The sequence below is a fragment of the Bradyrhizobium sp. SZCCHNS1022 genome, assembly GCF_032484835.1.
Taxonomy (GTDB): domain Bacteria; phylum Pseudomonadota; class Alphaproteobacteria; order Rhizobiales; family Xanthobacteraceae; genus Bradyrhizobium.
In genome coordinates, this window is the sequence record NZ_JAUETT010000001.1 from 1,482,419 (window position 1) to 1,506,857 (window position 24,439).

The window sequence follows — 24,439 nt, forward strand, 5'->3', positions numbered from 1 at the left end:
CATTTGCGCTCGCAACGCTTCCATCGATCCCATGCCCCGCCCCCTGACGAGTGTCAATCTTCGAACAGGCCGGTCCTCCGCAGGACCATCGTTATATGAACCTTAAGGTTATCAGCTGGATGTGATTAAAATGAGGCGCGTAATGCCTTGACTTGGGAGTGCCGGCACTCGGCCACGATTCTGCTGCGAAAGGGACGTGGTTCGGTCGCGTTCCACGTACGGCCGTACCGCCGGCAGTTTAATTCAAGTCGATGACGTGTTCTTAACTCTCCATTAACCAACGCCGTCCGACAGTTAACCAATCGCTAAGAAAGGCTGGTCGGATGGTCATGAACGTCAAGATGGAGCAGACACGTCAGTTCATTCGTCTACGCGGCCGTTCCTATGTCGCCTTCGTGTTTTCTCCCGTTGTGCCTATTGCCGGTTGGCTTGCGGAGCTTGATGCAACGCTGGCGGGTTCTCCGGGCTTTTTCGTCGGCAAGCCAGTGGTTCTCGACCTCTCCGCGGTGGATCTGAGCCCGCTTGCGATCACGCATCTCATCAAGAGCATCGAGGCGCGCAACATCCGTGTGTTGGGCCTCGAGGGCGTCGAGCCCGGCCGTCTTGCGATCGGCATGCCGCCGCTGCTCACCGGCGGGCGTCAATGCGCCGTGCTCGAGGTGGAGCCTGACAAGCCGGCGCTGCAGCCTTTGAAATCGATGCTGCTCGAACATCCGGTACGCTCGGGGCAATCGATCGTCTTTCCCGACGGCGACGTCACTGTGCTCGGGGCCGTTTCGTCCGGCGCCGAAATCGTCGCCGGCGGCTCGATCCATGTGTATGGCGCGCTCCGCGGCCGCGCGATGGCCGGCGTCAACGGAAACGCGGCGGCGCGCATCTATTGCCAGAAGATCGAGGCCGAGCTGCTTGCCATCGACGGCTACTACCAGACAGCGGAGCAAATCGACGTCGCATTGCGCGGCAAGCCCGCCCAAGCGCGGCTGGAGGGCAACTCCATGAAAATCACGCCGTTGAACTGAACGACAGGAGACAATCAAAAATGGCAAAGGTGCTCGTTGTAACTTCGGGCAAGGGCGGCGTCGGCAAGACCACGACCACGGCCGCCATCGGGGCGGCGCTGGCGCAGGCCGGCCAGAAGGTCGTGGTGGTGGATTTCGATGTGGGCCTGCGCAATCTCGATCTCGTCATGGGCGCAGAGCGGCGCGTCGTGTTCGATCTGATCAACGTGGTGCAGGGCGTCGCCAAGCTGCCGCAGGCCTTGATCCGCGACAAGCGGCTGGAGAACCTGTGGCTGCTGCCCGCATCCCAGACCAAGGACAAGGACGCCCTGACCGAAGAGGGCGTGGGCCGCGTCATTGCGGAATTGCGCAAGATGTTCGACTGGGTGTTGTGCGACAGCCCCGCCGGCATCGAGCGCGGCGCCATGCTCGCGATGCGCTTTGCGGATGAAGCGATCATCGTCACCAATCCGGAAGTCTCCTCGGTGCGCGATTCCGATCGCATCATCGGAATGCTCGATTCCAAGACGGTGCGCGCCGAGCACGGCGAGCGGGTGGAGAAGCACATCCTGATCACGCGCTACGATCCGGCGCGTGCCGCGCGCGGCGAGATGCTCTCGATCGACGACGTGTTGGAGATCCTGGCCACGCCGCTGCTCGGCATCGTGCCGGAGAGCCAGGACGTGCTGCGCGCCTCCAATGTCGGCTGCCCGGTCACCTTGAACAGTCCGGCCAGCACGCCGGCGCGCGCCTATCTCGACGCCATGCGTCGGCTGCTGGGCGAGCATATCGAGATGATGGTGCCTGCCGAGCGCAAGGGCCTCATGAACCGGCTGTTGGGACGGAGGGCTGCATGAGCATGCTGCGGCTATTCTCCGGGCGCACGGCCTCCGCGCCGATCGCGCGGGAGCGGCTGCAGATCCTGCTCGCGCATGAGCGCAGCCTGCGCAGCCAGCCGGATCTGCTGATGCAACTGCGCGAGGAAATCCTCGCGGTGGTTTCGCGCCATGTGGTACTCGATCCCGACAAGGTCATCGTGCGGATGGATCGGGGAAAGCATGTCTCGACGCTCGAGGTCGACATCGAACTGCCCAATGGCGCCGATCGCGCCCTTGCCACCGCCGGCTGAGGCGCGGCGACGGCGTTTGCCCGCAACGAGACGCGCGAGCAGGGGCGCGCATTGCGGGGCGCGGTATTGAGTTGATGCAGCCGATTTTTCGTGTCGAGGACAATCGCGTCATCGTCAGTCCGGACGCGGCCGGTCCGTGGAATCCGAGCATGCAGCACGGCTCGCCGCCGGCGTCGCTCGTGGTCTGGGCCGCCGAGCGCATGCCGACCAAGGCGCCGATGCGCATCGCCCGTCTCACCATCGATCTGATGCGGCCGGTGCCGCTCTCCGAACTCACGATCGAGACCGAGGTGCTGCGCGAAGGCCGCAAGATCCAGCTCTGTGCGATCAGATTGCGCGCGGCCGGCGTGGTCGTTGCCGCCGCGACCGTGCTGAAGGTGCGGCAGGAATCCGTCCCGCTGCCGGGCGACATCGCCGATCTGCCGGTCGATTATCCGGCGCCCGATGCCTCGCGTCCGGAGCCGGTGGATTTTTCGTCAAGTCCGTTCGTCACGGGCATGTCGCTGCGCGCCGCGCGCGGCCGTTTCGGCGTGAAGGGCAAGGGTGCGATCTGGTATCGCGTCGATTGGCCGCTGGTCGACGGTCACGCGGTCTCACAAGCGATGCGCGCCGCGGTCGCTGCCGACTTCTGCAACGGCACCTCGCCGGCGCTGGATTTCAATCTCTATACGTTCCTCAATGCCGATCTCACGCTCAGCATGGCGCGCGAGCCGGTCGGCGACTGGATCCTGCTCGATGCCGACAGCTGGATCGGTCCGGACGGGACAGGGCTCGCGATGGCGCGGCTCGGCGATGCCAGGGGCTATTTTGGTCGCGTGGTGCAGAGCCTCGTGATCGAGAAGCGGTGAGGGCGGACGCTCTCTCTGCGCAATTCCTCGCCATCTTCCTCCTGTCATCTGCGCCCCCAACGCTCATTGGGCTTGGCCGGAACATCGCCGCCGTGAGGGCGTTGCCCGGCCAACCATAAGGAGCGGGATCATGCGCAACTCGACAGCCTATTTTGCGGGTGCGGGAACCGTCGCCATTGCGATCGCGGTGGGTCTCGGCGGCGGACTCGTGATCGCGGAGAAGATGAATCCGAAGACACCGCCGTTGGAATCCACCAAGCTGGAGCGACGCGCACCGGAGCCTTCGCCCTTGCCCAGCGCATCGCCGAGTTCCTATCTCGCTGCGACGCAGGCCGCGACGACGGCACCCATCGTGGTGACGCCGACCGCGGCGAAGGCCGCCGATCAGCCGCAGCCTGCTGCGGATCAGGGGACGCCACAGCCTGCGCCGTCGCCGGTGAACTCGGCGTCCAATGCGCCCGCCGCGCAGTCCTCCCCGTCGCCGTCGATCCCGCCAGCTCCGCAGCAGCAGGCGAAAGCGCCGGAGCAAGCGAAGGCCTCCGAAAACGCGATGGCCAAGGCGGACGATGCCGATCTGAAGTCGCACGACAGCCAACGCAAGCACAGCGATCGGCGCCATGCCGAACGGCACCAGCAATGGTCCGAGCGCCGGCATTGGACTCGGCGCCGCGAACCGGATCTGAGCGACGTCGAACAGGCGGTGCGGGAGGACAGCGCGCCGCGCGCCTATGTGGCGGAGCCGGTCGACATGCCGACGCCGCGCTTCAGCCTGTTTGGCGACGATTGAGCGCCGCGTCTGGGGGCAGGTCGCATCCTGCCCGGAAAACCGCGCATTCCCGCAGGACCCCAGATCCCATCCGGTTGCAACTTTAACGCGGCATTAACCATCCCAGGCCGACAATCCGTGCGTGGCGGTATCCCGTTCACCGCGGGAGACTCGCAAGGCTCGAATCACGAGGGATGCGCGATGGGCTTCGGGACGCTGATGGACAAGACGCCGGCGACGCTGGAGGAAATCAGGGTCCGCGTCGGTCACGCGCTGCAGCGGCACCCGCTATGCCGTGCCGTGCGCTTCGATATTGTCAGCGTTCCGCGCACCGCCCGCGGCGGCAACTGGACCATCAGCCTGCGTTCGGTGGAACCTGCGGCCTTGTGGGAAGCCTCCGATATCGTTGCCGATATTCAGGCGGCCTACGACCTGCACGCGGCTGCATAAGGGCGCCCTGAGAGCGCAATTGAGCCGGTCAGTGAGGCCCTCCGGCAACAATGGAAACCGAAAGCCTTAATTTGCTCCCAGTTTTCGGCAAAGTGCGGCGTACCGCCGGGGATACGGAGATGTGCGTGACGAAATCGATCACCCTTGTGGCCTTGGTGTGCGTGCTCGTGGCAGGGGCAGCTGCGACCAGCATCCTGTTCCGCGACAGCGTGCCGGCAGCCGGTATTGAGATGCCGGCCGTGGTGGCAAAGAGCCCTGTCTCCAACCGGCAGGCCAAGGGCGACCGCCTCACTGTCGCTCACTTTTCATCGCTGACCGAGGACACGCAACCGACCGCTGCGCCGAGCGAGCCGGTGCGCCAGGCCTTTGCCTATGCCGCCGCCGACGCTGAGATGCCGAAGCCGGCTACGCCAGCGCAGATCGCCGGCGCCATCGTGGCGTCCGCACAAGTTGCCGAGCCGGCCGCGCCGAGGCAGAAGCCCTTGGTGGCGCTGCGGCCCGAGGTGCAGAAGGCCTATGCCCTGCTCAGCGATGGCCAGATCGCCGGCATCAAGGAGCGGCTGAAGCTATCGCCCGATCAGGAATATTACTGGCCTGCGGTGGAGACCGCGCTGCGCGCGGTCGCCCGCAAGATCCACGCCACGCGTCAGGGCAATCCGAAACCCGGCAGCATGCCGATCGACCCGGATTCCGACGAGGTGCAGCAGCTGAAATCGGCGGCGATGCCGCTGCTCTGGCAGCTTCGCGACGACCAGAAGGACGAGGTGCGCAAGCTTGCGCGCATCATCGGTTTGGATAAGGTCGCCGCCGCGATCTAAACGCGGCCGACGACGAGGATTTGGTGTCCGACTACGACTCCTTACGCGATTTTCTGAAACAGCAGACGCTTCCCGAACTTGTGCTCAGCTTCGATCAGATCGAGGAGCTCATCGGCGCGAGCCTGCCGCGTGCGGCGCAGCGCGCCTCGTGGTGGGACAGCCTGCGCAGTCCGCAGGAGAGGATGCCGCAGCGTGAGGCTTGCCTGGACGCCGGCTATGTCGCCACCCGGCTGCCGGACGGCAAGAGCGTCCGCTTCAAGAAGATGAAGCGCGAGAGATAAGGCAGAGCGCCCCGCGGCTGCCGTTTTCGGACCTCTGCTGACCGTTCTGCGTCGCGCCGGGCCGGCATTGACACCGTCACGTCCCTCCTTCTATGTGCCTCCCGACGGTTCCCCTTCGCCGGGGATCAAAAGGGAATGCGGTGCCGGGAGATCTTCCGCGATGGAGATCGCCCGAAGGCCGCAGCTGCCCCCGCAACTGTAAGCGGCGAATCTCGCGTCAGATGCCACTGGGAATCTCGGTCCTGGGAAGGCGGCGCAAGGTGACGACCCGCGAGCCAGGAGACCTGCCGTCAGCCGTGGTCACACGCGAGGATGTCGGTCGGGGAGTACTGACATCGTTTCACCCGAGGCGCGTTGCCGCGTCCTGGCGTGAGACCTCGTTCGCGGTGACGTGCCACTGCCGTCCCGCCGAGGTCTTCGACCCATGTCTCCGCCATTCTTGTCTCAGCGTTGCATCCGTCTTCCTCTCATCGCCGCTGCGCGCTTGCGCGCCGGCCCCGTCGCGTCTCGTGTTGTCGCTGCCATCGTCATGGCCGGTCCGCTCGCCGCCGAAGCGCAGCAGTCGGCCTCACCCGATCTGCTGCCTCCGGTCGAGGTGGCGGCGCCCAAACCCAGACCTAAACCCAAGTCGCAGCCGAAGCGTGCGCGACCTTCAGCTTTCCATGCGCCAGCGGATGCGCGGACGCAGTCGCCTACGCCTGCAGCATCGACGTCCGCGAATGCCGTATCTGTCGCCGTCAGTCCGACCGGCATCGTGAGCCCGGCGGCCCAGGCGGCAAGCTCGATCAGCATCGTCACCGCCAAGGACATCCAGACTCAGCAATACCGGACCGTGCCCGACCTGCTGAGCACCATTCCCGGGTTGAATGTGGTCCAGGCCGGCGGTCCTGGCGGACAGGCCTCGGTGTTCGTGCGCGGCACCAATTCCAACCACACCAAAGTGCTGATCGACGGCATCGAGCTCGGCAATCCCGCCACACCGAACGGCGCCTTCGACTACGCGCATCTGCTCACCGCCGACATCCAGCAGCTCGAAGTGTTGCGCGGTCCGCAAAGCGGTCTCTATGGCTCGGATGCGATCGGGGGCGTGGTCTCGATCGTCACCCGCAAGGGCGAGGGTCCCGCCCGCGCCGTTGCGTCGGTTGAAGCGGGCTCGTTCAATACGTTCAACCAGACCGCGGGCGTCAGCGGATCGCAGGACAATTTCAACTACGCAGTCAACGTCGCGCACCTTCATGCCGGCGATGTGCCGGTGACGCCGTTGCAGCTGCTGCCGCCCGGACAGCAGGCGATCGGCAACAGCTACGACAACATGACGTATTCCTCGAAGCTCGGCCTTGCGCTGAACGACGAGTGGACCGTCAATTCGGTGGTCCGCTACACTGATGCGACTTTGTTGTTCACCGGCGACGGCGGCTTTCCCAGCGTGCCGAATGCCGCGCAGAGCCGGCACAATGTGCACCAGCTCGCAACGCGCCAGGAGGCGGTGTGGTCGCTGCCCGGCGGCCGCATCACCAATTATTTCGGCGTCAACTACACCAGTGATAGGAGCTCCGATCTCGCACCCGGAGATCTCTCCTCCACCGTGGGGCAAGGCGAACGGCTCAGATACGACTGGCACGCGGTCACCCGGATTGCGCCGGGAAACGACGTCATCGTCGGTGCGGAGCAGCAGGCTGAACGCCTGACCACGGCGGCGCTCTCGGCGGAAAACGGCAACAAAGCGGGCTTCATCGAACTGCAGTCGTCATTCGCCGAGCGATTTTTCCTGGTCGCGAATGTGCGCGATGATCTCAACGACGCATTCGGCTCGCATGCGACCTATCGGATCGCGCCGGCCGTGATCGTGCCGTTGACCGAGACCAAGCTGAAGGCAAGTTACGGCACCGGCTTCAAGGCGCCGACGCTCAGCCAGCTCTACCAGGATTTTCCGGCGTTCAATTTCTTCGGCAATCCCAACCTGCGGCCGGAGGAAAGCACTGGCTATGATCTCGGCTTCGAGCAGCCGCTGTTTGCCAGCCGCATCCGGTTCGGCACGACCTATTTCCACAACAGCATCACCAATCTGATCGCGACCAACGACACGTTCACCTCCTACGCCAATGTCGGCCTGGCCAGGACGGAGGGAACCGAGAGCTTTGTCGCGGCCGATGTCACCGGCCGGCTGGCGGTCCGCGCCGACTACACCTTCACCCGCGCGGTCGATGCGATTACCGGCCAGCAATTGCTGCGCAGGCCCAAGCAGAAGTGGAGCGCCACCGCGACCTGGCGGCCGGTCGATCCGCTCACCGTGTCGGCCACCGTGCTGCATGTCTCCGATTGGCGCGACGTGAGCCGTGACGGCTTGGTCTCCGGCCTGACCGCGCCGGGCTATACCATCGTCAATCTGCGCGGCGATTATGCGCTCAGCGACCAGGTGAAGCTGTTCGCGCGCGTCGATAATCTCTTCAACAGGCACTACCAGAACCCGACCGGTTTCCTGGCGCCGGGGCTCGGCGTGTTCGGTGGCATCCGGGTCGCCAGCTATGGCGTGCAATGAGGGTGTCTCCCGAGCGCGGCCGCTCCGAGGCGGATCGTGCGGCCTATCGCCATCCGACAGAAAAGTTTAGACTTAGCAACCGAAGGAGAATTGTCATGGCTCTTGATCGTCAGTTCCGCCCCGCGATGGGCATTTCGCTCGCATCGGTCGCGCCGCGATATCAGCCATTGTTCGCATTTGCTCTGCTGTCCGCCGCGAGTTGCCTCGCCAGTCTCGCGCTCGCCTGTGCGACGCCGTTCGCGGCGTTCGCCGTGGTGGCGGCTGCGATGCTGCCGCAGGGCTCGGCGCTCGCGGTGATCGCCGGCGCATGGCTCGTCAATCAGGGCATCGGCTTCTGCGCGCTGGGCTATCCGATCGACGCCACCACGTTGGCGTGGGGCTTTGCCATCGGCGCCGCCGCGCTGGCCGCAACCCTGCTCGCATCGGCGGCGTTGCGCGTCTTGCCGCGGCTTGTTCCAGCGCCGCTCGCGCTCACCGCCACGCTGCTCTGCGCCTATGCCGCTTATGAGTTCGTTCTGCTCGCCGCGACGCCGGTGCTCGGCGGCGCGGCGGCTTTCGAGCCCGCGATCGTGCTGCGCATCGGTCTCACCAGCATGGCATGGTTGATCGGATTGGTCGCGGTTTGCGAGGCCGTTCGCTTGCTGGGCTCGTTCCGCGCCGAGCGCGCCTTGTAATTGTGGTGCGGCCTGCCGGTAGTTCCATTTTCCGGTATCGCCCTGGAATGATCCTGCCGCAGCTGCGAAGCGAATCCCGCGGCAGGTCATCTAACGAAGGTCGAATCAAAGGTTGGCCCGGAATCTGCTTTGACAGTTGCTCCGAACGCTGATCCAATTTCACGCCGCTCCAGGCATCTGCATGGAGGCGTAACGTTTTCTTGGATGAGCATCAGCTGGAGCTGTTGAATGTACGAGCGCGACCTTCGAAACCAGATCACCGATGTCAAAGCCGGGCGCCTGTCCCGCCGAGAATTTGTGCAACGGATGATCGCCGTTGGGCTGAGCGCACCGATGGCCGGTGCGATGCTGGCCCATTCTGGGGTCGCAATTGCCGCGGAAGAGATCGTCTATAAGCCGACCAAGGCCGGCGGCGGCGGTCCGCTGAAGCTGCTGTTCTGGCAGGCACCGACCCTGCTCAATCCGCATTTCGCGATCGGCACCAAGGATCAGGAAGCCTGCCGGCTGTTCTATGAGCCGCTGGCCGGCTGGGACGCCGACGGCAATCTCGTACCTATCCTCGCGGCCGAGATTCCGACCAAGGAGAATGGCGGCCTTGCGGCCGACTACACCTGGGTGATCTGGAAGCTGAAGCAGGGCGTGAAATGGCATGATGGTCAGCCGTTCACGGCCGACGACGTCATCTTCAACTGGCAGTATGCTGTCAATCCCGACACGGCTGCGGTCTCGATCGGCAGCTATAAGAGCCTGAAGTCGGTCGAAAAGATCGACGATCACACCGTGAAGCTGACGTTCGTTCAGCCCACCCCGTTCTGGGCCGATCCCTTTGTCGCGGCCTTCGGTCAGATCATCCCCAAGCACGTATTTGCCGATTACATCGGCGGCAAATCGCGCGAGGCGCCGGCCAATCTGAAGCCGATCGGCACCGGCCCTTATATGTACGTCGATTTCAAGCCCGGCGATTCGATCGCCGGCAAGCGCTTCCCGGACTATCACCAGCCGAACCGGCCTTATTTCGACACGGTCGAGGCCAAGGGCGGCGGCGATGCGGTGTCCGCAGCGCGCGCGGTGCTGCAGACCGGCGAATACGACTATGCCTATCTTCTCCAGGTCGAGGACGAGATCCTGATGAAGCTGGAGGCGGGCGGCCAGGGCAAGGCCCAGCAGACGGTGACGGGCTATATCGAATACATCGCCCTCAACGTCACCGATCCCTGGACCGAAGTCGACGGCGAGCGCGCCAGCGTCAAGACCAAGCATCCGCTGTTCTCGGATCCGGCCGTGCGCAAGGCGATGAACCTGCTGATCGACCGCGCCTCGGTGCAGAAATTCATCTATGGCCGCGCCGGCATCGCCACCGCGAACTTCCTCAACAATCCCGAACGCTTCCGCTCGCCGAATAACAAGTTCGAGTTCAACATCGAGAAGGCGAACCAGATCCTCGAGGAGGCCGGCTGGAAGAAGAATTCGTCCGGCATCCGCGAGAAGGACGGCAAGCAGCTCAAGGTCGTGTTCCAGACCTCGATCAATGCGCCGCGCCAGAAGAACCAGGCCATCATCAAGCAGGCCTGTCAGAAGGCCGGCATCGAGGTCGAGCTCAAATCCGTGGTCGCCTCGGTGTTCTTCTCCTCGGACGCTGCCAATCCGGACACCTATACCCACTTCTATTGCGACATGGAGATGTACCAGACCACCATGCCGCAGGCCGACCCGCAATTCTTCATGAATCAGTTCGTCTCGTGGGAGATCGCGAACAAGGAGAACAAGTGGCAGGGGCGCAACGTCTCGCGCTGGCAGAACAAGGAATATGACGAGACCTACCGCCAGGCGCAGAGCGAGCTGGACCCGGTCAAGCGCGCGGCGATGTTCATCAAACTCAACGATCTCGTCGTTCAGGACAACTACATCCTGCCCGAGATCAACCGCAAGAATTGCATCGGGTTGAAGAACGGCATGGTGGTGAACAAGAGCGGCTGGGACAACGATCTCTGGCAGATCGCCAACTGGTATCGCGAGACTTGACGCGCATCACGCCACCCCGATGATCACCGCAACTTTGTAAGGCGGGAGCGATGGGAAATTACCTTCTCAGGCGCCTTATCGTCGCTGTGCCGAGCCTGCTCGGCATCAGCCTCATCCTGTTCGTGCTGCTGGCGCTCGCCCCGGGCGATCCGTTCGGCGAGCTCGCGAGCAATCCGAACATCCCTCCCGAGGTACGCGAGGCGCTGCGCCTCAAGTTCGGGATGGATGATCCAATCATGGTGCGCTACCTGCATTGGCTGATCGCCATGCTGCATGGCGATTGGGGCTTCTCCTTTGCCAGCCGCGTCAACGTCGACACGCTGATCATGCAGCGGATTCCGGCTACGCTCTACGTGGTCGGCACCGCGCAGCTTCTGGCGCTGGCGGTGGCGCTGCCGATCGGCGTGCTGGCGGCGATGCGGCCTTATTCGGTGTTCGACCAGATCGCCAATACCTTCGCCTTCATCGGCTTCTCGCTGCCGACCTTCTTCACCGGCCTGCTGCTGATCCTGATCTTCAGCGTCAACCTCGGCTGGCTGCCGTTCGTCTATCGCACCGACATCCACGCCACCGGCTGGCTCTGGTACTGGGAGAACATCAAGCAGGCGATCATGCCGGTGGCGGTGCTCGGCCTGTACCAGGCCGCGTCCTACACCCGTTACATCCGTTCCGCCGTGCTCGACGTCATCAAGCTCGATTACGTCACCACCGCACGCGCCAAGGGGCTCAACGAGAAGAAGGTGATCGTCAAGCACGTGGTGCGCAACGCGTTGATCCCGGTGGTGACGCTGGTCGCGCTGCAGATGCCGACCGTGTTCGGCGGTGCCATCGTCACCGAGCAGATCTTCCGCATTCCCGGCATCGGCTCGCTCCTGATCAGCGCGATCCTCGCCAACGACACGCCTGTGATCATGGCGGTGACCTTCGTGTTCGCCTGCCTGGTCGTCCTGTTCAACCTCATCGCCGATATCCTGTATGGCTGGCTTGACCCACGTATCTCCTTCCGTTGAGACGGTCGTCGCGCCGGTTAAGCGCAAACGCCGTTTCTCGCCCGGCCGCGACGCGGTTCGGCGCTTTCTGCGCCATCGCCTCGCGGCGGTCAGCGTCCTTGTGCTGGCGTTGCTGGCGTTGTCGATCCTGATCGGGCCTTGGCTGTGGCGCGTGCCGATCAACGAGATCGATTTCACCGCGCGCCTCGCAGCGCCGTCCTGGGATCATCCGTTCGGCACCGACGATCTCGGCCAGGATCTGCTCTCGCGCATGATCTATGGCGGCCGCATCTCGCTTGCAGTCGGCTTTGCGGCGATGGCGGTCGGCCTGTGTTTCGGCATCATCGTCGGCGCCATTGCCGGCGCCTCGAGGGGCGTCGTCGATGCCGCGCTGATGTGGCTGACCGACCTGTTCCTGTCGTTGCCGCAACTTCCGCTGCTGCTGCTCGTGATCTATCTGTTCCGTGATTTCCTCAAGGGCTGGCTGGGGCCGGAGGGCGGCGTGTTCGTCCTGATCGTGCTCGTCATCGGCGGCTTCCGCTGGATGCCGGTGGCGCGCCTGGTGCGGGCGCAATTCCTCTCTCTGCGTGAGAAGGAGTTCGTCGAGGCGGCCCGTGCGCTCGGCGCCTCCAACCTGCGTCTCACGGTGCGTCACATCCTGCCCAACGCACTCGGCCCCGTGATCGTCGCCGGTACCATCGACGTGGCGGCCGCGATTATTGCCGAGTCGACCCTGTCGTTTCTCGGCCTCGGTTTTCCGCCTGACATCCCGACCTGGGGCCGCCTGCTCTATGATGCCAAGGACTATCTCGACATCGCGCCGCATTGGGCGCTGTTCGCCGGCGGGGCGATCTTCCTCACCGTCATCGCGATCAATTTCATCGGCGACGGCCTGCGCGACGCGCTCGATCCACGGAAGGTGATGTGATGGATGCGTGCGTGACGCCGCTGCTCGAGATCAAGGGGCTCAAGACCTATTTCGACAGCGATGAAGGCAAGGTGCAGGCGGTCGACGGCGTCGACATCTCGATCGGTCGTGGCGAGACCTTGTGCGTGGTCGGCGAGTCCGGGTCCGGCAAGACCGTGACTGCCATGTCGGTGCTGAAGCTGATCGCGATGCCCCCCGGGCGCATCGTCGGTGGCCAGATACTGTGGCAGGGCCGCGATCTGGTGCCGCTCGGCTCGTCCGAGATGAACAAGATCCGCGCCAGCGAGATCGCGATCGTGTTCCAGGAGCCGATGACCTCGCTCAACCCGGTCTACACGATCGGCGAGCAGATCACCGAGGTGATCCGGCTGCATCAGGGCCTTTCGAAGCGCGCGGCGCTGGAGCGCGCGATCGAGATGCTGGCTTTGGTGCAGCTCCCTAATCCGCAACGTCGCGTGCATGATTATCCGCATCATTTTTCGGGCGGTCAGCGCCAGCGCGTGATGATCGCAATGGCGCTGTCCTGCAATCCGAAGCTCCTGATCGCCGACGAGCCGACCACCGCGCTGGACGTGACGATCCAGGCCCAGATCCTGGACCTGCTGCTCGACATGAAGGAGCGGTTGGGGATGTCGATCATGCTGATAACGCATGCGATGGGCGTGGTCGCCGAGGTCGCCCAGCGTGTCGTCGTCATGTATGCGGGGCGCGTGGCGGAGGAGGCGCCGGTCGATCGCCTGTTCGCCAATCCGCGCCATCCCTATACCCAGGGCCTGATCCGCTCGATCCCGCGCATCGACCTCGATGCGGTGCGCAAGACGCGGCTCGAGAGTATCGCTGGCACCGTGCCCAAACTGGTCAACCCGCCGGAAGGCTGCCGCTTCGCCTCGCGTTGCCGTTTCGCGCTTCCGGACTGCAAGCGCGCGCAGCCGGAACTGCGTGAGATCGAGCCGGGCCACAAGGTCGCCTGCATCCGCGCCGAGGAGAGCTTGCTGCAATGAGCGCGCTTGCTGAAGCCACACCCGCCGCCGCGCCGCTGCTCAGCGTCCGCGATCTGACCAAGGCGTTTCCGATCCGTGGCGGCCTCTTGAAGCGCCAGATCGGCAGCGTGCGCGCGGTCGACGGCGTCAATTTCGATATCGGCGCGAGCGAGACGTTCGGCCTCGTCGGCGAGTCCGGTTGCGGAAAATCGACCACCGGCCGCTGCGTGCTGCGTCTGATCGAGCCGAGTTCGGGCGAACTCCGCTTCGAGGGCAAGGACGTGATGTCGCTGTCGGGCGACCGCTTGCGCGCGCTCCGGCGCGACATCCAGATCATCTTCCAGGATCCTTATGCCTCGCTCAACCCGCGCATGACCGTCGGCGCCATCATCGGCGAGGCGCTCACGATTCACGGGCTGGCGGCGACGCGGCAGCAATACGAAGCGCGCATCGTCCATCTGCTCGAGACCGTCGGCCTGCAGGCCGACCACATGACACGCTATCCGCATGAATTCTCCGGCGGCCAGCGCCAGCGCATCGGCATCGCGCGGGCGCTCGCGGTCGAGCCGAAGCTGATCATCTGCGACGAGCCGGTGTCCGCACTCGACGTCTCGATCCAGGCGCAGGTGATCAATCTGCTGGAGGACCTGCAGCAGAAATTCGGCATCGCCTATCTGTTCGTCGCGCACGATCTTTCGGTGGTCGAACATATCAGCCGCCGCGTCGCGGTGATGTATCTCGGCCGCATCGTCGAGACCGCGGCCGCGCGCCAGCTCTATTCGGCGCCCAAACATCCCTACACCGAAGCGCTGCTCTCGGCGGTGCCGATTCCGGACCCGTCGGTCAAGCGCAAGCGCATCCGCCTGAAGGGCGAGGTGCCGAGCCCGATCAACCCGCCCTCCGGCTGCCATTTCCACACCCGCTGTCCGCTGGCGAAGGACATCTGCAGCAAGGACGTGCCGCCGCTGAAGGAGAGCGCTCCGGGCCATCTGGTGGCGTGTCACTTCAGATAGGCAAGGGACGGCCGCAGATCGTCGGGATCACCGCGGCGCCAGCTCGATCACGCCGGGGGCCGCATCGGTCCGAAGCATCGCGATCAGCTCCGCCCGTCGTGCCAGCACGGCGCGCTGGTTGATGTAGCCTTTGTCGGTGATCTCGCCGGCATCGAGCGATGGCGGCTCGGCCATCAGCAACGCGCGCGTTGCAAAGCGCGACGAGCCGACTGCGTCGGCGCGCAGCTTCGCAAGACCTCGCGCGACCGCCTCCCGCACGGCCTGATGCGCCAGGACCTCGGTGACCGGAGCCGTATCAGGCAGTCCGGCCGTGACCCGGCAGGCGGGCAGGCTGGGAACAATGAGGAAATGAACCTCATCGGTGCCGTGACCTGCGATCACAATGTCCTGCGCGAGCGGCGCCAGTGCCGCAATTCCCGCGATGCGCAGCGCCCCGACATTCACCCAGGTGCCGGAGCTGAGCTTGAAATCCTCGGTGATGCGGCCGTCGAAGAACAGCCCGCGCTCCGGACGGTCAGGGTCGGCAAATTTGACGGCGTCGCCGATCTTGTAGAAGCCTTCCTCGTCGAATGCCGCCGCGGTGAGCTCGGGCGCCCGCCAGTAGCCTGGCGTCACGTTGGGTCCGCGCACCCGGATCTCCAGCTTCTCGCCGGCAGGCACCAGCTTCAGCTCGGTGCCAGGTATCGGCACGCCGATATTGCCGGCGCGCTCGGCAAAGAAGTGGCAGTCCGTGGCAAGCGGAGACGTCTCGGTCGCGCCCCAGGCCGAGATCAGCGGTGCCGGCCGGCCGGTCGTTGCCTGACACAGCTCGTTCAGCGCATCCCACAGGTTCTGCGGCAGGGCCGCGGCTGCGTAGAAGATGCATTTCACGCCCGAGAAGAAATTCTGCCGAAGCTGGGCATCGGATTTCAACGCACCTACCAGCATGTCGAAGCCGCGGGGCACGTTGAAATAGACGGTCGGCACCACGCTGCGCAGGTTGGCCAGCGACGTCTCGAACAGGCCCGGTGCCGGCTTGCCTGCATCGATGTAGAGCGAGCCGCCCTGGCTCAGCACGAGATTGAAGTTGTGGTTGGCGCCGAACGTGTGACTCCAGGGCAGCCAGTCGACGATGACCGGGCCGCCCTCGATCTCGCCGAGAAATGTCCAGAGCTGGGCCTTGGCCTGCTGGCTCGTCGTCAGCATGCGCTGGGTGTTGATGACCGCTTTGGGTTGGCCGGTCGATCCCGAGGTGAACAGAAGCTTGGCTACCGTATCCGGCGTCACCGCGGCGAAGGCGCTGTCGACCTCCGTGCCGGCGCGCGTCGCGATCACCGATTGCAGCGGCACTGACGTGGCCGCATCGCCATCCCCGGCGATGATCGCCGCATCGTGATGTCCGTCGATCGCCGCCAGCGCCCGGGTAAACGGTTCTCGCTGCGCGACGAAGATCGCGCCGGGGTCGAGCAGCCGCATCATCGCGCGCAGCTTCTCATGGTCGGTCGACATCAGAGAGTAGGCCGGCGAGATCGCGCTGACGGGTACGCCGACATACTGCGCGGCGAGTGACAGCATCGCATGCGCGATGCTGTTGTCCGAGAGAATCGCGAGCGGGCGGGCGGGCCCGAGACCTTGCGATAGCATCCAGGCTGCGGCAGCGCGAACCTGAGCCAGCGCTTCGCGATAGCTGAGCCTGGTCCATGTTTCGCCGCAGCGCTCGGCGAGGAAAGTCCGCTCCGGAGCCTCCCGTGCCCAGTGTTCGAGCCATTCGCCCGTGCACCGCGCCGACGCCGTCAGCGGCATGGGCGAGCGCAGGAGGATGATGCCGTCGTTGCGCCTGGTTGCTTCGACCGAGGGTTCAGCGAACATGGCGTCCTCGGCGGTCATGACGCGCTCGGCGAAGCGCATGGGGCGCCTTCAAGAATGCGCAACCTGCTTCGTTGCGCCGCGGCATTTCGGTCGCGCCGCATCCGGCCGCTGCCTCACGGGCTGACATGGCTCCTCCCCTCATCTTCTTTATTGGAACAGAGAGTAGCAGAATAGTTGCACTTTGCAATTATTGTCGATGCAACCGATCGGGCCGGCTTGCTCGCGGCAAGGACCCGGTCTACGGGGATCATCGTGCGGGATCGCGAGTCAGCATGTCCAAGAACGGGGACGCCGCCGCATCGGCGCAACAGGAAACAGGCAGGACACAAGCCAAGATTGGCCTCGGGGAGCTCGAGAGCCATCTCGGCTATTTCGTGCGACGGGTCCAGCATTGGATTTTCCACGACGTCAATGCGACCTTGGCTGACATCGATCTCGACGTCATCCGCTATTCGATCCTGGAGACCATCGCTGCGAATGGTGGCATCACTCAGGTCGCGGCCGCGGGCGCGTTGGGCATCGAGCGAGCCCGCATGGTGGGTCTGCTCGATGATCTGCAGCGGGCGGGGGTCATCGTCCGGCAGCGCTCGGAGCTGGACCGGCGGGCGCATGCACTGCATCTAACGCCGCGCGGCCGCGTGACCTTGAAGAAGGCCAATGCGTTGGTTGCCGCGCACGAGAAGAGGGTGGAGCGGCGGCTTGGCGCCGACAATTACCGGCGCGCGCTGTCCGCGCTGGCGCGGTTCAATCAGGATTAGCCTTGGGACGATCGCTGCGCCGTTTACGCCGCCTCGCGATCGGAGATCACGTTGATCAGCTTTCCAGCCTGCTCGTGGCTAAGCGAAAACTGCAGCAATGCGGTGTGATCGTTCACCCGCATCACCGTTCCCGGCAGCTCCGATGTCATGTCGGTCACCGTGAGGGTGACCGGCGTATTGGCCGTCAGCGCGATCGGGATTGCTTCGATCAGCGCACCACCGAGCGCGATGTTGCGAACCCTGACCGGAACGCTCTGGCCGTCGACCTGCAAGATGCCGGGGCGGTTGATGTTGAGCCGCGAGGACAGTCGGCGGTCCACCTCGGACGTCGAGGTCCGGATCACGTGCACCAGATCGGTCCGCAGCTCCTGAACCTTGCGCGCGATCTGGGCGGAGCCGTCGCGGATGTCGGTCGAGTGCCGTCCGGCCTGGCTCGCCTCCCGGGAGACGGAGGCGATCTGCGTCGCCACCTCGTGCGCCGCGCTTGAGGTCTCCGCGACGGTGCGCGAGATCTCGACGGTCACGTTGTTCTGCGCCTCGATCGCATCGGCGATTTCCGATGAGACGGTCTCGACATTGCGGATCACCTCGCCGATGACGCCGATCGCGCCGACCGAGGCGCGCGTGGAGTCCTGGATCTCCGCGATCTGTTGGGCGATCTCGCTGGTGGCCTTCGCAGTCTGCTCGGCGAGGGATTTGACCTCGGAGGCGACCACGGCAAAGCCGCGGCCGGCATCTCCGGCGCGCGCGGCTTCGATCGTCGCATTCAACGCCAGCAGATTGGTTTGCCCGGCGATCTCGCTGATCAGGCTGGTCACGGCGCCGACCTTGTCGGCGGCTTCCGAGAGCTTGGCGATGGTCGATTGCGCTTCGCTCGAAACCGAAACGGCCTTGCGGGTCAGCTCGCGCGATGAGCTGACTTGGGATGCAATTTGGGCGATCGAGGCCGCGAGCTGCGAGGACGCCTTGGCGACCGTCTGCGTGTTGGCCAGCGCCTGTTCAGCGGCCGCGGCGACGCTGCTGGAATTCTGCTCGACGCTCAGTGCACTCTCGGTCATGGACCTCGCATTGTCGGCCATGTGGCCGGTGCCGTCGGCGACCTCGCCCACGGCGAAGCTTGCCGCGCGCTCCACCGCCTCCGCCATATCCTTGAGCGCCATGCTCTTGATCCGATCGGCGAGTTGGCGTTGCTCATCTTCCAACAGCGCGGTCTGGTGCGCCTTCTCCTCGATTTTCTGCCTGAACTGTTCGATCGAACGGGCCATGTCGCCGAGTTCGTCGCTGCGTTTCAGGCCGGGCAAGGTGATGTCGAAGTTGCCGAAGCCGAGCTGGGTCAGCGCGCCGCGCATCGAGGCCAGCGCAGCGGACATGGAGCGCGCGATGAGCAGCGTGATGGTGCCGAGCAGGAGAATGATCGCCGCCGCTGCAATCACGACGTTGCGCTTGCTGTCCCACATCTGCGCTTCGAGATCGTCGACGTAGACGCCGGTGCCGATGACCCAGCCCCACGGCTCGAAGCCAGCGACATAGGACAGCTTGGGCTGGGGAGCGTCCTTGCCGGGCTTCGGCCACATGTACTCGACGACACCAGCGCCATCGCGCCTGACGACGTCGACCATCTCGGTGAACAGGTGTTTGCCGGTCGGGTCCTTGTTGTCGGCGAGCATCTGGCCGTTCAGTTCGGGCTTGATCGGATGCATCACCATCCGCGGGCCCATATCGTTGATCCAGAAATAGTCGCCATTGCCGTAGCGCAGTCCGCCGATCCGCGCCGCAGCCCGCTTTTGCGCAAGCTCCGGCGTGACCTTGTCGCGGGCGACCGTCTCGTACTCCTCGCGGGCGATGCTGAGCGCGGTCTGGGTGAGATGGATGAGCTCGTTCCGGCGCTGCTCTTTGAGCGCGGTCGCCAGGTTTGAGCTCTGCGTGACGGCAAGTCCGACCAGCCCGCAGAAGGACAGGCCGATGATCGCGTAGATGCGGAGAGCGAGCGAAAGTCGCGGTCGGGTCATCGAGAATATCCGGGAAAGTGCGAAGCGTTGTTGTTTGCACGAAATACTAGCCGGGCGCTGTTGATGCGGCGTTAAGCCAATCCTTACAGAGCAAGCATCCGTCAACGTCTGAGCGGTATTTCGTTGCTGCTAATAGTAATGCAGCGCCTGTTTGTTCGTTTCCGCGGCAATGAGCTCATTGCGCCGGTCGCGAACGGCTGGTGCGCTGACACCGGGGAATGTCGCGGTGCTTGGACACGTCAGCCATGCCCAAATTGCCCGTCGTGCCACTCTGTCGCAGGCTGCGCGGCTTGCCGTGTCGGGCAAATCAGAAGCACATTTGTCCGCGTCTCGGCCCGCAAGAGGGACGCTTCGCGATCGTCACGAGTGTCGGGCCGGGATGCGATGGACGCGATGATATCGCAGTGTGCGTGAGCATACCGACGAACGATATCGCCGCGTACGGTCAAGCCGCATGGTCCTGGCATCCCGACGCTGATGCCCCGCGCAACGCGCGTTCCGCGCGTTGTCGCGATCGCGACGAGGCTTTGCCTCGCGCGGCGGTGACCAACAAGCCCGGCGCACCGGGGAGAATGCGGAGCAGCCGTTAAGACCGTCGCGCAGGGAAGGCCGGATCATCCGGCTGAGCCTGTGGTTCCTGCCCCGTGCATTTTTATCGCACGGGGGCCGCGGGTATCAGTCGATGCCCGGCCTTCCCTGCGCCTCTCTTCTCGAAGAGGGACGATGAATTGCAAAGCTCGGGCGCGGAAAGCGTCGCGAGAACGGGAATGCATGTCGTGGGACCGTCATTGCGAGCGAAGCGAAGCAATCCAGAGCTGCGGCCTGATTCTGGATTGCTTCGTCGCTCACGCTCCTCGCAATGACGGAACAGAAACAGCGCCGCATCTGTCCGGCACAGGTCGCCTTAGCTCGCCGCTTCGAGCCGCTCTTCCGTCAGCAGCCGCATCGCGGCGTCGGCGTCCATCGGTTCGCCGAAGGCGTAGCCTTGGGCGAACTCACAGCCGAGGTGGTAGAGCTCGACCGCATCCGAATCCGTCTCTGCGCCTTCGGCGACAACATCCATGCCGAGATCATGCGCCAGCGCGATGATCGATTTGAGGATGACGGGACGGGTGCCGCGCGCCGTGGTGCGCACGAAGGACTGGTCGATCTTCAGCGTGTCGAACGGGAAGCGCTGCAGATAGGCCAGCGACGAATGGCCGGTGCCGAAATCGTCGATCGAGAGACCCACGCCGAGCTCGCGGATGCGGGTCAGCATCTGCGCCGCGTGCTCCGGGTTCTCCATCACCAGCGATTCCGTCAATTCCAGCTTCAGCGAGCCGCGTGCGACCGAGGAGCGCGCCAGCACCGAACGGATGTCGTGGATCAGGTCGTGACGCAGCAGCTGCCGCGAGGAGACGTTGACGCTGGCGAAGATCGGCTCGCGCGCGCGCATCGCGCGCTGCCAGATGGTGAGCTGCCGCGCGGTCTGGTCGAGCACAAACGTACCGAGGTCGACGATGAGTCCGATCTCCTCGGCGATGGTGATGAACTCGATCGGCGACATCCGCCCCAGCTTCGGATGGTCCCAGCGCGCCAGTGCTTCGAAGCCGGCGACCGAGCGATCCTCGAGCCGCACGATCGGCTGGTAGAGGATCGTGATCTCCTGGCGCTCGATCGAGCGGCGCAGCTCGCTCTCGAGCGTGAGGCGGTCGTTCTTGCGCGCGCGCATCGCAGGCTTGTAGACGTCGATGCGATCGCCGCCGATCCGCTTGGAGTGATACATCGCCAGCTCGGCGTCCTTGATGATGTCCTCCGAGAGCTGGACTTGCGGGTCGGAGAGCGCGAGCCCGATCGAGGCGGTGAGGAAGATCTCGCGCTCGTTGAAGGCGATCGGCGCGCGGATCGTCTTGCGGATGGTCTCGGCAAAGGCGGTGATGCGCGGGGGATCCTGTTCGGAGAGCAGGATCAGGCCGAACTGATCGCCGGCGAGCCGCGCCAGGGTGTCCTGCGGTTTCAGGATGCGGGAGAGCCGCCGGGCCAGCGTGAGCAGGATGGAATCGCCGACCGCGATGCCGACGGAATCGTTGACCTGCTTGAAGCGGTCGAGGTCGATCACCATCAGCGTCGGCCTGAGATTCGGCATCGACTTGCCGAAATTGGCCACCGCGGCGAGACGGTCGATGAACAGCTTGCGGTTGGGCAGGCCGGTCAGATTGTCATGCACGGAGTCGTGGAGCAGGCGCTCCTCGGCATTCTTGAACTCCGTCACGTCGGTCAGCGTGCCGACCACGCGCGAGACCTCGCCGTCCGAGCCGACCACCGGGCGCGCCTTCAGCGCGAACCACATGAAGTGGCCGTCCGGGGTGCGCAGGCGGAAATCCTGCACCAGGCGGCCGCGACGCTGGTCGAGCACGCTGTCGAGCGCGGCACGGAAGCGGTCCTGGTCCAGCGGGTGCAGCACTTCCAGCCACTTCGCCGCCGGTCCTTCGAGCGTGCCGCGCTTCAGCCCGAGCAGGTGCTCGGTCTCAGGGCTGGTGAACACCTTGTCGGCGGAGACGTCCCAGTCCCAGATCAGATCGCCCGAGCCGGTCAGCGCGAGCGCGCGGCGCTCGACATCGGAAACGATGCCCGTGGTGGCGCCGCCGCCGGCAAAGGCGTGCTGCATGACGGTGAAGCCGATCAGCATCACGATCAGAACGAGACCGCCGAGCAGGGCCGGGCCGACGATGTCGTTGGTGACCGAGCCGGCAACCGTCAGGCCGGCGGCGCCGACCCAGACCGTCAGCAGGAACCAGGTCGGGATCAACAGCACCGCGCGATCGAACCCGTGGCTGGAGAGATAGACGATCAGCGCGAAGCCGGCGACCGCGATCAGGAGCAGCGACATCCGCGCGATGCCGGAGGCCACGGCCGGATCGAACAGCGCAACGGCGACCAGGGAGCCCAGGAAGAACAGCCAGCCCACGGTGATGTGGGAATATCGGACATGCCAGCGCGACAGGTTCAGATAGGCGAACAGGAAGACCAGCAGGGTGGCGGCCAGGATCGCCTCGCCCGACGCGCGCCAGACGCGCTCGGCGTTGTTCGACATGTCCAGGACCTTGGCCCAGAAGCCGAAGTCGACGCCGATATAGACCAGCACCGCCCAGGCCAGCGCGGCCGCCGCCGGGAACATGATGCTGCCCTTGACCACGAACAGGATGGTGAGCACGAGGGCAAGGAGGCCGGAGATGCCGATCACGATGCCCTGGTACAGCGTGAACGAGTTGACCTTGTCCTTGTAGGCCTCCGGCTCCCACAGATAGAGCTGCGGCAGCTTGTCGGTGCGCAGTTCGGCTACGAACGTGACCACCGAGCCGGGATCCAGGGTGACACGGAAGACGTCGGCCGTCGGGCTGTCCTGCCGATCCGGCAGGTCGCCGACCGAGGGCGTGATGGTGGCGATGCGGGACAGGCCGAGGTCCGGCCAGAACACGCCGGAGCCGACCACGCGGTAATGCGGCGCCACGATCAGGCGATCGAGCTGGTCGTCGGTATTGTTGGCGAGCGCGAACACCACCCAGTTCTGGCCCCCCTCGCGCGCGCGCACCTCGATGCGGCGGACGATGCCGTCGGTGCCGGGCGCGGTGGAGACCTGGATGCGGTCGCCTTCGCTCTTCTGATGCTCAAGGATGCCGGTGAGGTCGATCGCAGGCGCATCGCTGCGGACGCTGACCGCGTCGACGGCATGCGCAGGGGCTGCGGCAACACAAATCACGAGGCCCAGCGCAAGCGACGCGAGGCACCTGATCAGATGCAATGTCAAATCTCCGCGTTCGACGCCAATCCAAAGCGAAACAGGTCAAACCGAAAGCCGCAGCCAGAAGGGGATGGCAATGTCATAGGATTGCGCGATCATTGCCACGAAAGCGTGGAAAATCAAAGGGTTTCCGAACACACTCTGTTTAGAGCGTGCCTAGATCTCCAACACAATTTTGCCAATATGTTGGCTGGTCTCCATGCGTGCGTGCGCTTTGGCGGCGTCCGCCAGCGGAAAGGTCGAGTCCATCAGCGGCTTGATGCGGCCCTCGCGCAGGAACGGCATCACTTTCTGCTCGATCGCCGCGACCATCGCGGCCTTGTCCGCGTTACTACGGGGGCGCAGAGTCGAGCCGGTGTGGATCAGCCGCTTCACCATCAGCTTGGTGAAATTGACGGTCGCCTTGGGGCCGCCCAGGAAGGCGATCTGGACGATGCGGCCGTCGGGCGCCGCGGCGTCATAATTGCGCTCGACATAGTCGCCCCCGACCATGTCGAGAATCACGTCGGCGCCTTTGCCACCGGTTGCGGCCTTGGTCGCGGCGACGAAGTCGTCGGTCTTGTAGTTGATGGCGTGATCGGCGCCGAGCTTGAGGCAGGCTTCGGCCTTGTCGGAAGCGCCGACGGTGACGATCACCTTGGCGCCGAAGGCCTTGCCGAGCTGGATCGCCATGGTGCCGATTCCCGACGAGCCGCCATGGATGAGCAGCGTCTCCCCGGCCTTCAACGCGCCGCGTTCGAACACGTTGTGCCAGACCGTCATCAGGGTCTCCGGCAGCGCGCCGGCTTGCAGGATCGAGAGCGATGGTGGCACCGCCATCGCCTGGGCGTCCTGGGCGATGCAATATTCGGCGTAGCCCCCGCCGGCCACCAGCGACATCACGATATCGCCGAGCTTGTGCCGGACCGCACCTTCGCCGCGCGCCACCACTTCGCCGGCGACCTCGAGGCCGGGCAGGTCGCTGGCACCGGGCGGCGGTGGGTAGCTGCCGGAGCGCTGCGCGACGTCCGGGCGGTTGACGCCCGCGGCCTTGACCTTGATCAGGATCTCGCCAGGACCCGGCTTCGGCACGGGGCGGGTTTCGGGCTTGAGCACCTCCGGCCCGCCGGGCTTGCTGATGCCGATCACGGTCATTTGCGCGGGCAGCTGTTCCATGAGATGTCCTTCGGGAAAATCGGAGGCTTGCTTGCTAAGCTGCTTAGCCAGCCGGGCTGCGGCTGGCAACCGGGAGGAGGTCGGGAATGGCAGGCGAAGACGATGATCGGCCGCGCAAGGCGGCCTCGCACGAAATCGGTCAGGATCTGTCGATGCTGTCGGTCGAGGAGCTCACCGGGCGCATCGACCTGCTGCGCGGCGAGATCGCGCGGCTGGAGCAGGCGGTTGCAAAGAAGCGCGCCTCGCGTGACGCGGCGGCCAGCATTTTCAAGTCGTGATGTTCGGAGCGGGGTGGCAGCCGGCCGGCTCGGCCAATGGCCGACATGGCTAACGAAGGCTGAATTTTTTCCGCTATTTACGGTTGATTAAGCTTTCGCCTTTATAACCGGAGCCGTCCTCGTTTGGACACCGAGTGGCTCCTGTCCACTCTGTTTGACGCCTCCCTGTTATCAA

Annotated in this window: 21 protein-coding genes and 1 riboswitch; of the genes, 17 read left to right on the plus strand and 4 right to left on the minus strand. The window is 64.8% G+C overall.

What is annotated here, in order from left to right:
• The first annotated feature begins 329 nt into the window (after nt 1-329).
• The 15 genes from minC (at nt 330) to QX071_RS06725 (ending at nt 14,435) form a co-directional block, all read left to right on the plus strand.
• Complete coding sequence (minC, locus tag QX071_RS06655; RefSeq protein WP_315701684.1) at nt 330-1,019, plus strand: septum site-determining protein MinC; 690 nt, start codon at nt 330-332, stop codon at nt 1,017-1,019.
• A gap of 20 nt (nt 1,020-1,039) precedes the next feature.
• Nucleotides 1,040-1,855: a septum site-determining protein MinD gene (minD, locus tag QX071_RS06660; protein WP_315701683.1), complete on the plus strand. Its 816-nt coding sequence runs from the start codon at nt 1,040-1,042 to the stop codon at nt 1,853-1,855.
• The gene (gene minE, locus QX071_RS06665) at nt 1,852-2,127 is read left to right on the plus strand and encodes a cell division topological specificity factor MinE (protein ID WP_315701682.1); all 276 of its coding nucleotides are present in this window, start codon (nt 1,852-1,854) and stop codon (nt 2,125-2,127) included. The genes minD and minE overlap by 4 nt, the downstream gene beginning before the upstream one ends.
• 74 nt (nt 2,128-2,201) lie before the next feature.
• On the plus strand, nt 2,202-2,975 hold the full coding sequence (locus QX071_RS06670; protein WP_315701681.1) for a thioesterase family protein: 774 nt from the start codon (nt 2,202-2,204) through the stop codon (nt 2,973-2,975).
• Nucleotides 2,976-3,105: 130 nt separating this feature from the next.
• Entirely contained in the window at nt 3,106-3,762 is a 657-nt protein-coding gene (locus QX071_RS06675) for a hypothetical protein (protein WP_315701680.1), read from the plus strand.
• 180 nt (nt 3,763-3,942) lie between these two features.
• Nucleotides 3,943-4,191, plus strand: a complete 249-nt coding sequence (locus QX071_RS06680) for a hypothetical protein (RefSeq protein WP_315730835.1) — start codon at nt 3,943-3,945, stop codon at nt 4,189-4,191.
• Between the two features lie 125 nt (nt 4,192-4,316).
• Nucleotides 4,317-5,009: a hypothetical protein gene (locus tag QX071_RS06685; RefSeq protein ID WP_315701678.1), complete on the plus strand. Its 693-nt coding sequence runs from the start codon at nt 4,317-4,319 to the stop codon at nt 5,007-5,009.
• 23 nt (nt 5,010-5,032) lie between these two features.
• Nucleotides 5,033-5,290, plus strand: a complete 258-nt coding sequence (locus QX071_RS06690) for a hypothetical protein (protein ID WP_315701677.1) — start codon at nt 5,033-5,035, stop codon at nt 5,288-5,290.
• Nucleotides 5,291-5,378: 88 nt separating this feature from the next.
• Nucleotides 5,379-5,597: riboswitch (cobalamin riboswitch) on the plus strand.
• A 222-nt stretch (nt 5,598-5,819) separates the two neighbouring features.
• Nucleotides 5,820-7,829, plus strand: coding sequence for a TonB-dependent receptor plug domain-containing protein (locus QX071_RS06695; RefSeq protein ID WP_315701676.1), 2,010 nt, complete (start codon nt 5,820-5,822; stop codon nt 7,827-7,829).
• 95 nt (nt 7,830-7,924) lie between these two features.
• Nucleotides 7,925-8,503 carry a hypothetical protein gene (locus QX071_RS06700; protein ID WP_315701675.1) on the plus strand — a complete coding sequence of 193 codons (579 nt, stop codon included), beginning with the start codon at nt 7,925-7,927 and terminating at the stop codon, nt 8,501-8,503.
• Nucleotides 8,504-8,731: 228 nt separating this feature from the next.
• On the plus strand, nt 8,732-10,525 hold the full coding sequence (locus tag QX071_RS06705; RefSeq protein ID WP_315701674.1) for a peptide ABC transporter substrate-binding protein: 1,794 nt from the start codon (nt 8,732-8,734) through the stop codon (nt 10,523-10,525).
• A gap of 50 nt (nt 10,526-10,575) precedes the next feature.
• Nucleotides 10,576-11,535: an ABC transporter permease gene (locus QX071_RS06710; protein WP_315701673.1), complete on the plus strand. Its 960-nt coding sequence runs from the start codon at nt 10,576-10,578 to the stop codon at nt 11,533-11,535.
• A complete protein-coding gene (locus tag QX071_RS06715; protein ID WP_315701672.1) occupies nt 11,501-12,442 on the plus strand; it encodes an ABC transporter permease in 942 nt (313 codons plus the stop codon). Before QX071_RS06710 ends, QX071_RS06715 begins: the two co-directional genes overlap by 35 nt.
• Nucleotides 12,442-13,443: an ABC transporter ATP-binding protein gene (locus tag QX071_RS06720; protein ID WP_315703105.1), complete on the plus strand. Its 1,002-nt coding sequence runs from the start codon at nt 12,442-12,444 to the stop codon at nt 13,441-13,443. The genes QX071_RS06715 and QX071_RS06720 overlap by 1 nt, the downstream gene beginning before the upstream one ends.
• Entirely contained in the window at nt 13,440-14,435 is a 996-nt protein-coding gene (locus QX071_RS06725) for a dipeptide ABC transporter ATP-binding protein (RefSeq protein ID WP_315701671.1), read from the plus strand. Before QX071_RS06720 ends, QX071_RS06725 begins: the two co-directional genes overlap by 4 nt.
• Before the next feature lie 27 nt (nt 14,436-14,462).
• Here the strand turns inward: QX071_RS06725 and QX071_RS06730 are convergent, their stop codons facing one another.
• The gene (locus QX071_RS06730; RefSeq protein ID WP_315701670.1) at nt 14,463-16,322 is read right to left on the minus strand and encodes a feruloyl-CoA synthase; all 1,860 of its coding nucleotides are present in this window, start codon (nt 16,320-16,322) and stop codon (nt 14,463-14,465) included.
• A gap of 233 nt (nt 16,323-16,555) precedes the next feature.
• Here QX071_RS06730 and QX071_RS06735 point away from each other — a divergent pair, with 233 nt between their 5' ends.
• Nucleotides 16,556-17,041, plus strand: a complete 486-nt coding sequence (locus QX071_RS06735) for a MarR family winged helix-turn-helix transcriptional regulator (protein WP_315701669.1) — start codon at nt 16,556-16,558, stop codon at nt 17,039-17,041.
• Between the two features lie 23 nt (nt 17,042-17,064).
• On the opposite strand, the gene QX071_RS06740 is transcribed toward QX071_RS06735, so the two are convergent.
• The 3 genes from QX071_RS06740 to QX071_RS06750 all read right to left on the minus strand — a co-directional run bounded on the left by QX071_RS06740 (nt 17,065) and on the right by QX071_RS06750 (nt 23,986).
• On the minus strand, nt 17,065-19,050 hold the full coding sequence (locus QX071_RS06740) for a cache domain-containing protein (RefSeq protein ID WP_315701668.1): 1,986 nt from the start codon (nt 19,048-19,050) through the stop codon (nt 17,065-17,067).
• A 904-nt stretch (nt 19,051-19,954) separates the two neighbouring features.
• Nucleotides 19,955-22,831, minus strand: a complete 2,877-nt coding sequence (locus tag QX071_RS06745) for an EAL domain-containing protein (RefSeq protein WP_315701667.1) — start codon at nt 22,829-22,831, stop codon at nt 19,955-19,957.
• Between the two features lie 156 nt (nt 22,832-22,987).
• Complete coding sequence (locus QX071_RS06750; protein WP_315701666.1) at nt 22,988-23,986, minus strand: NAD(P)H-quinone oxidoreductase; 999 nt, start codon at nt 23,984-23,986, stop codon at nt 22,988-22,990.
• Nucleotides 23,987-24,072: 86 nt separating this feature from the next.
• Between QX071_RS06750 and QX071_RS06755 the strand changes: the two genes are divergently transcribed.
• On the plus strand, nt 24,073-24,264 hold the full coding sequence (locus QX071_RS06755) for a DUF1192 domain-containing protein (RefSeq protein ID WP_315701665.1): 192 nt from the start codon (nt 24,073-24,075) through the stop codon (nt 24,262-24,264).
• Nucleotides 24,265-24,439 lie beyond the last annotated feature (175 nt).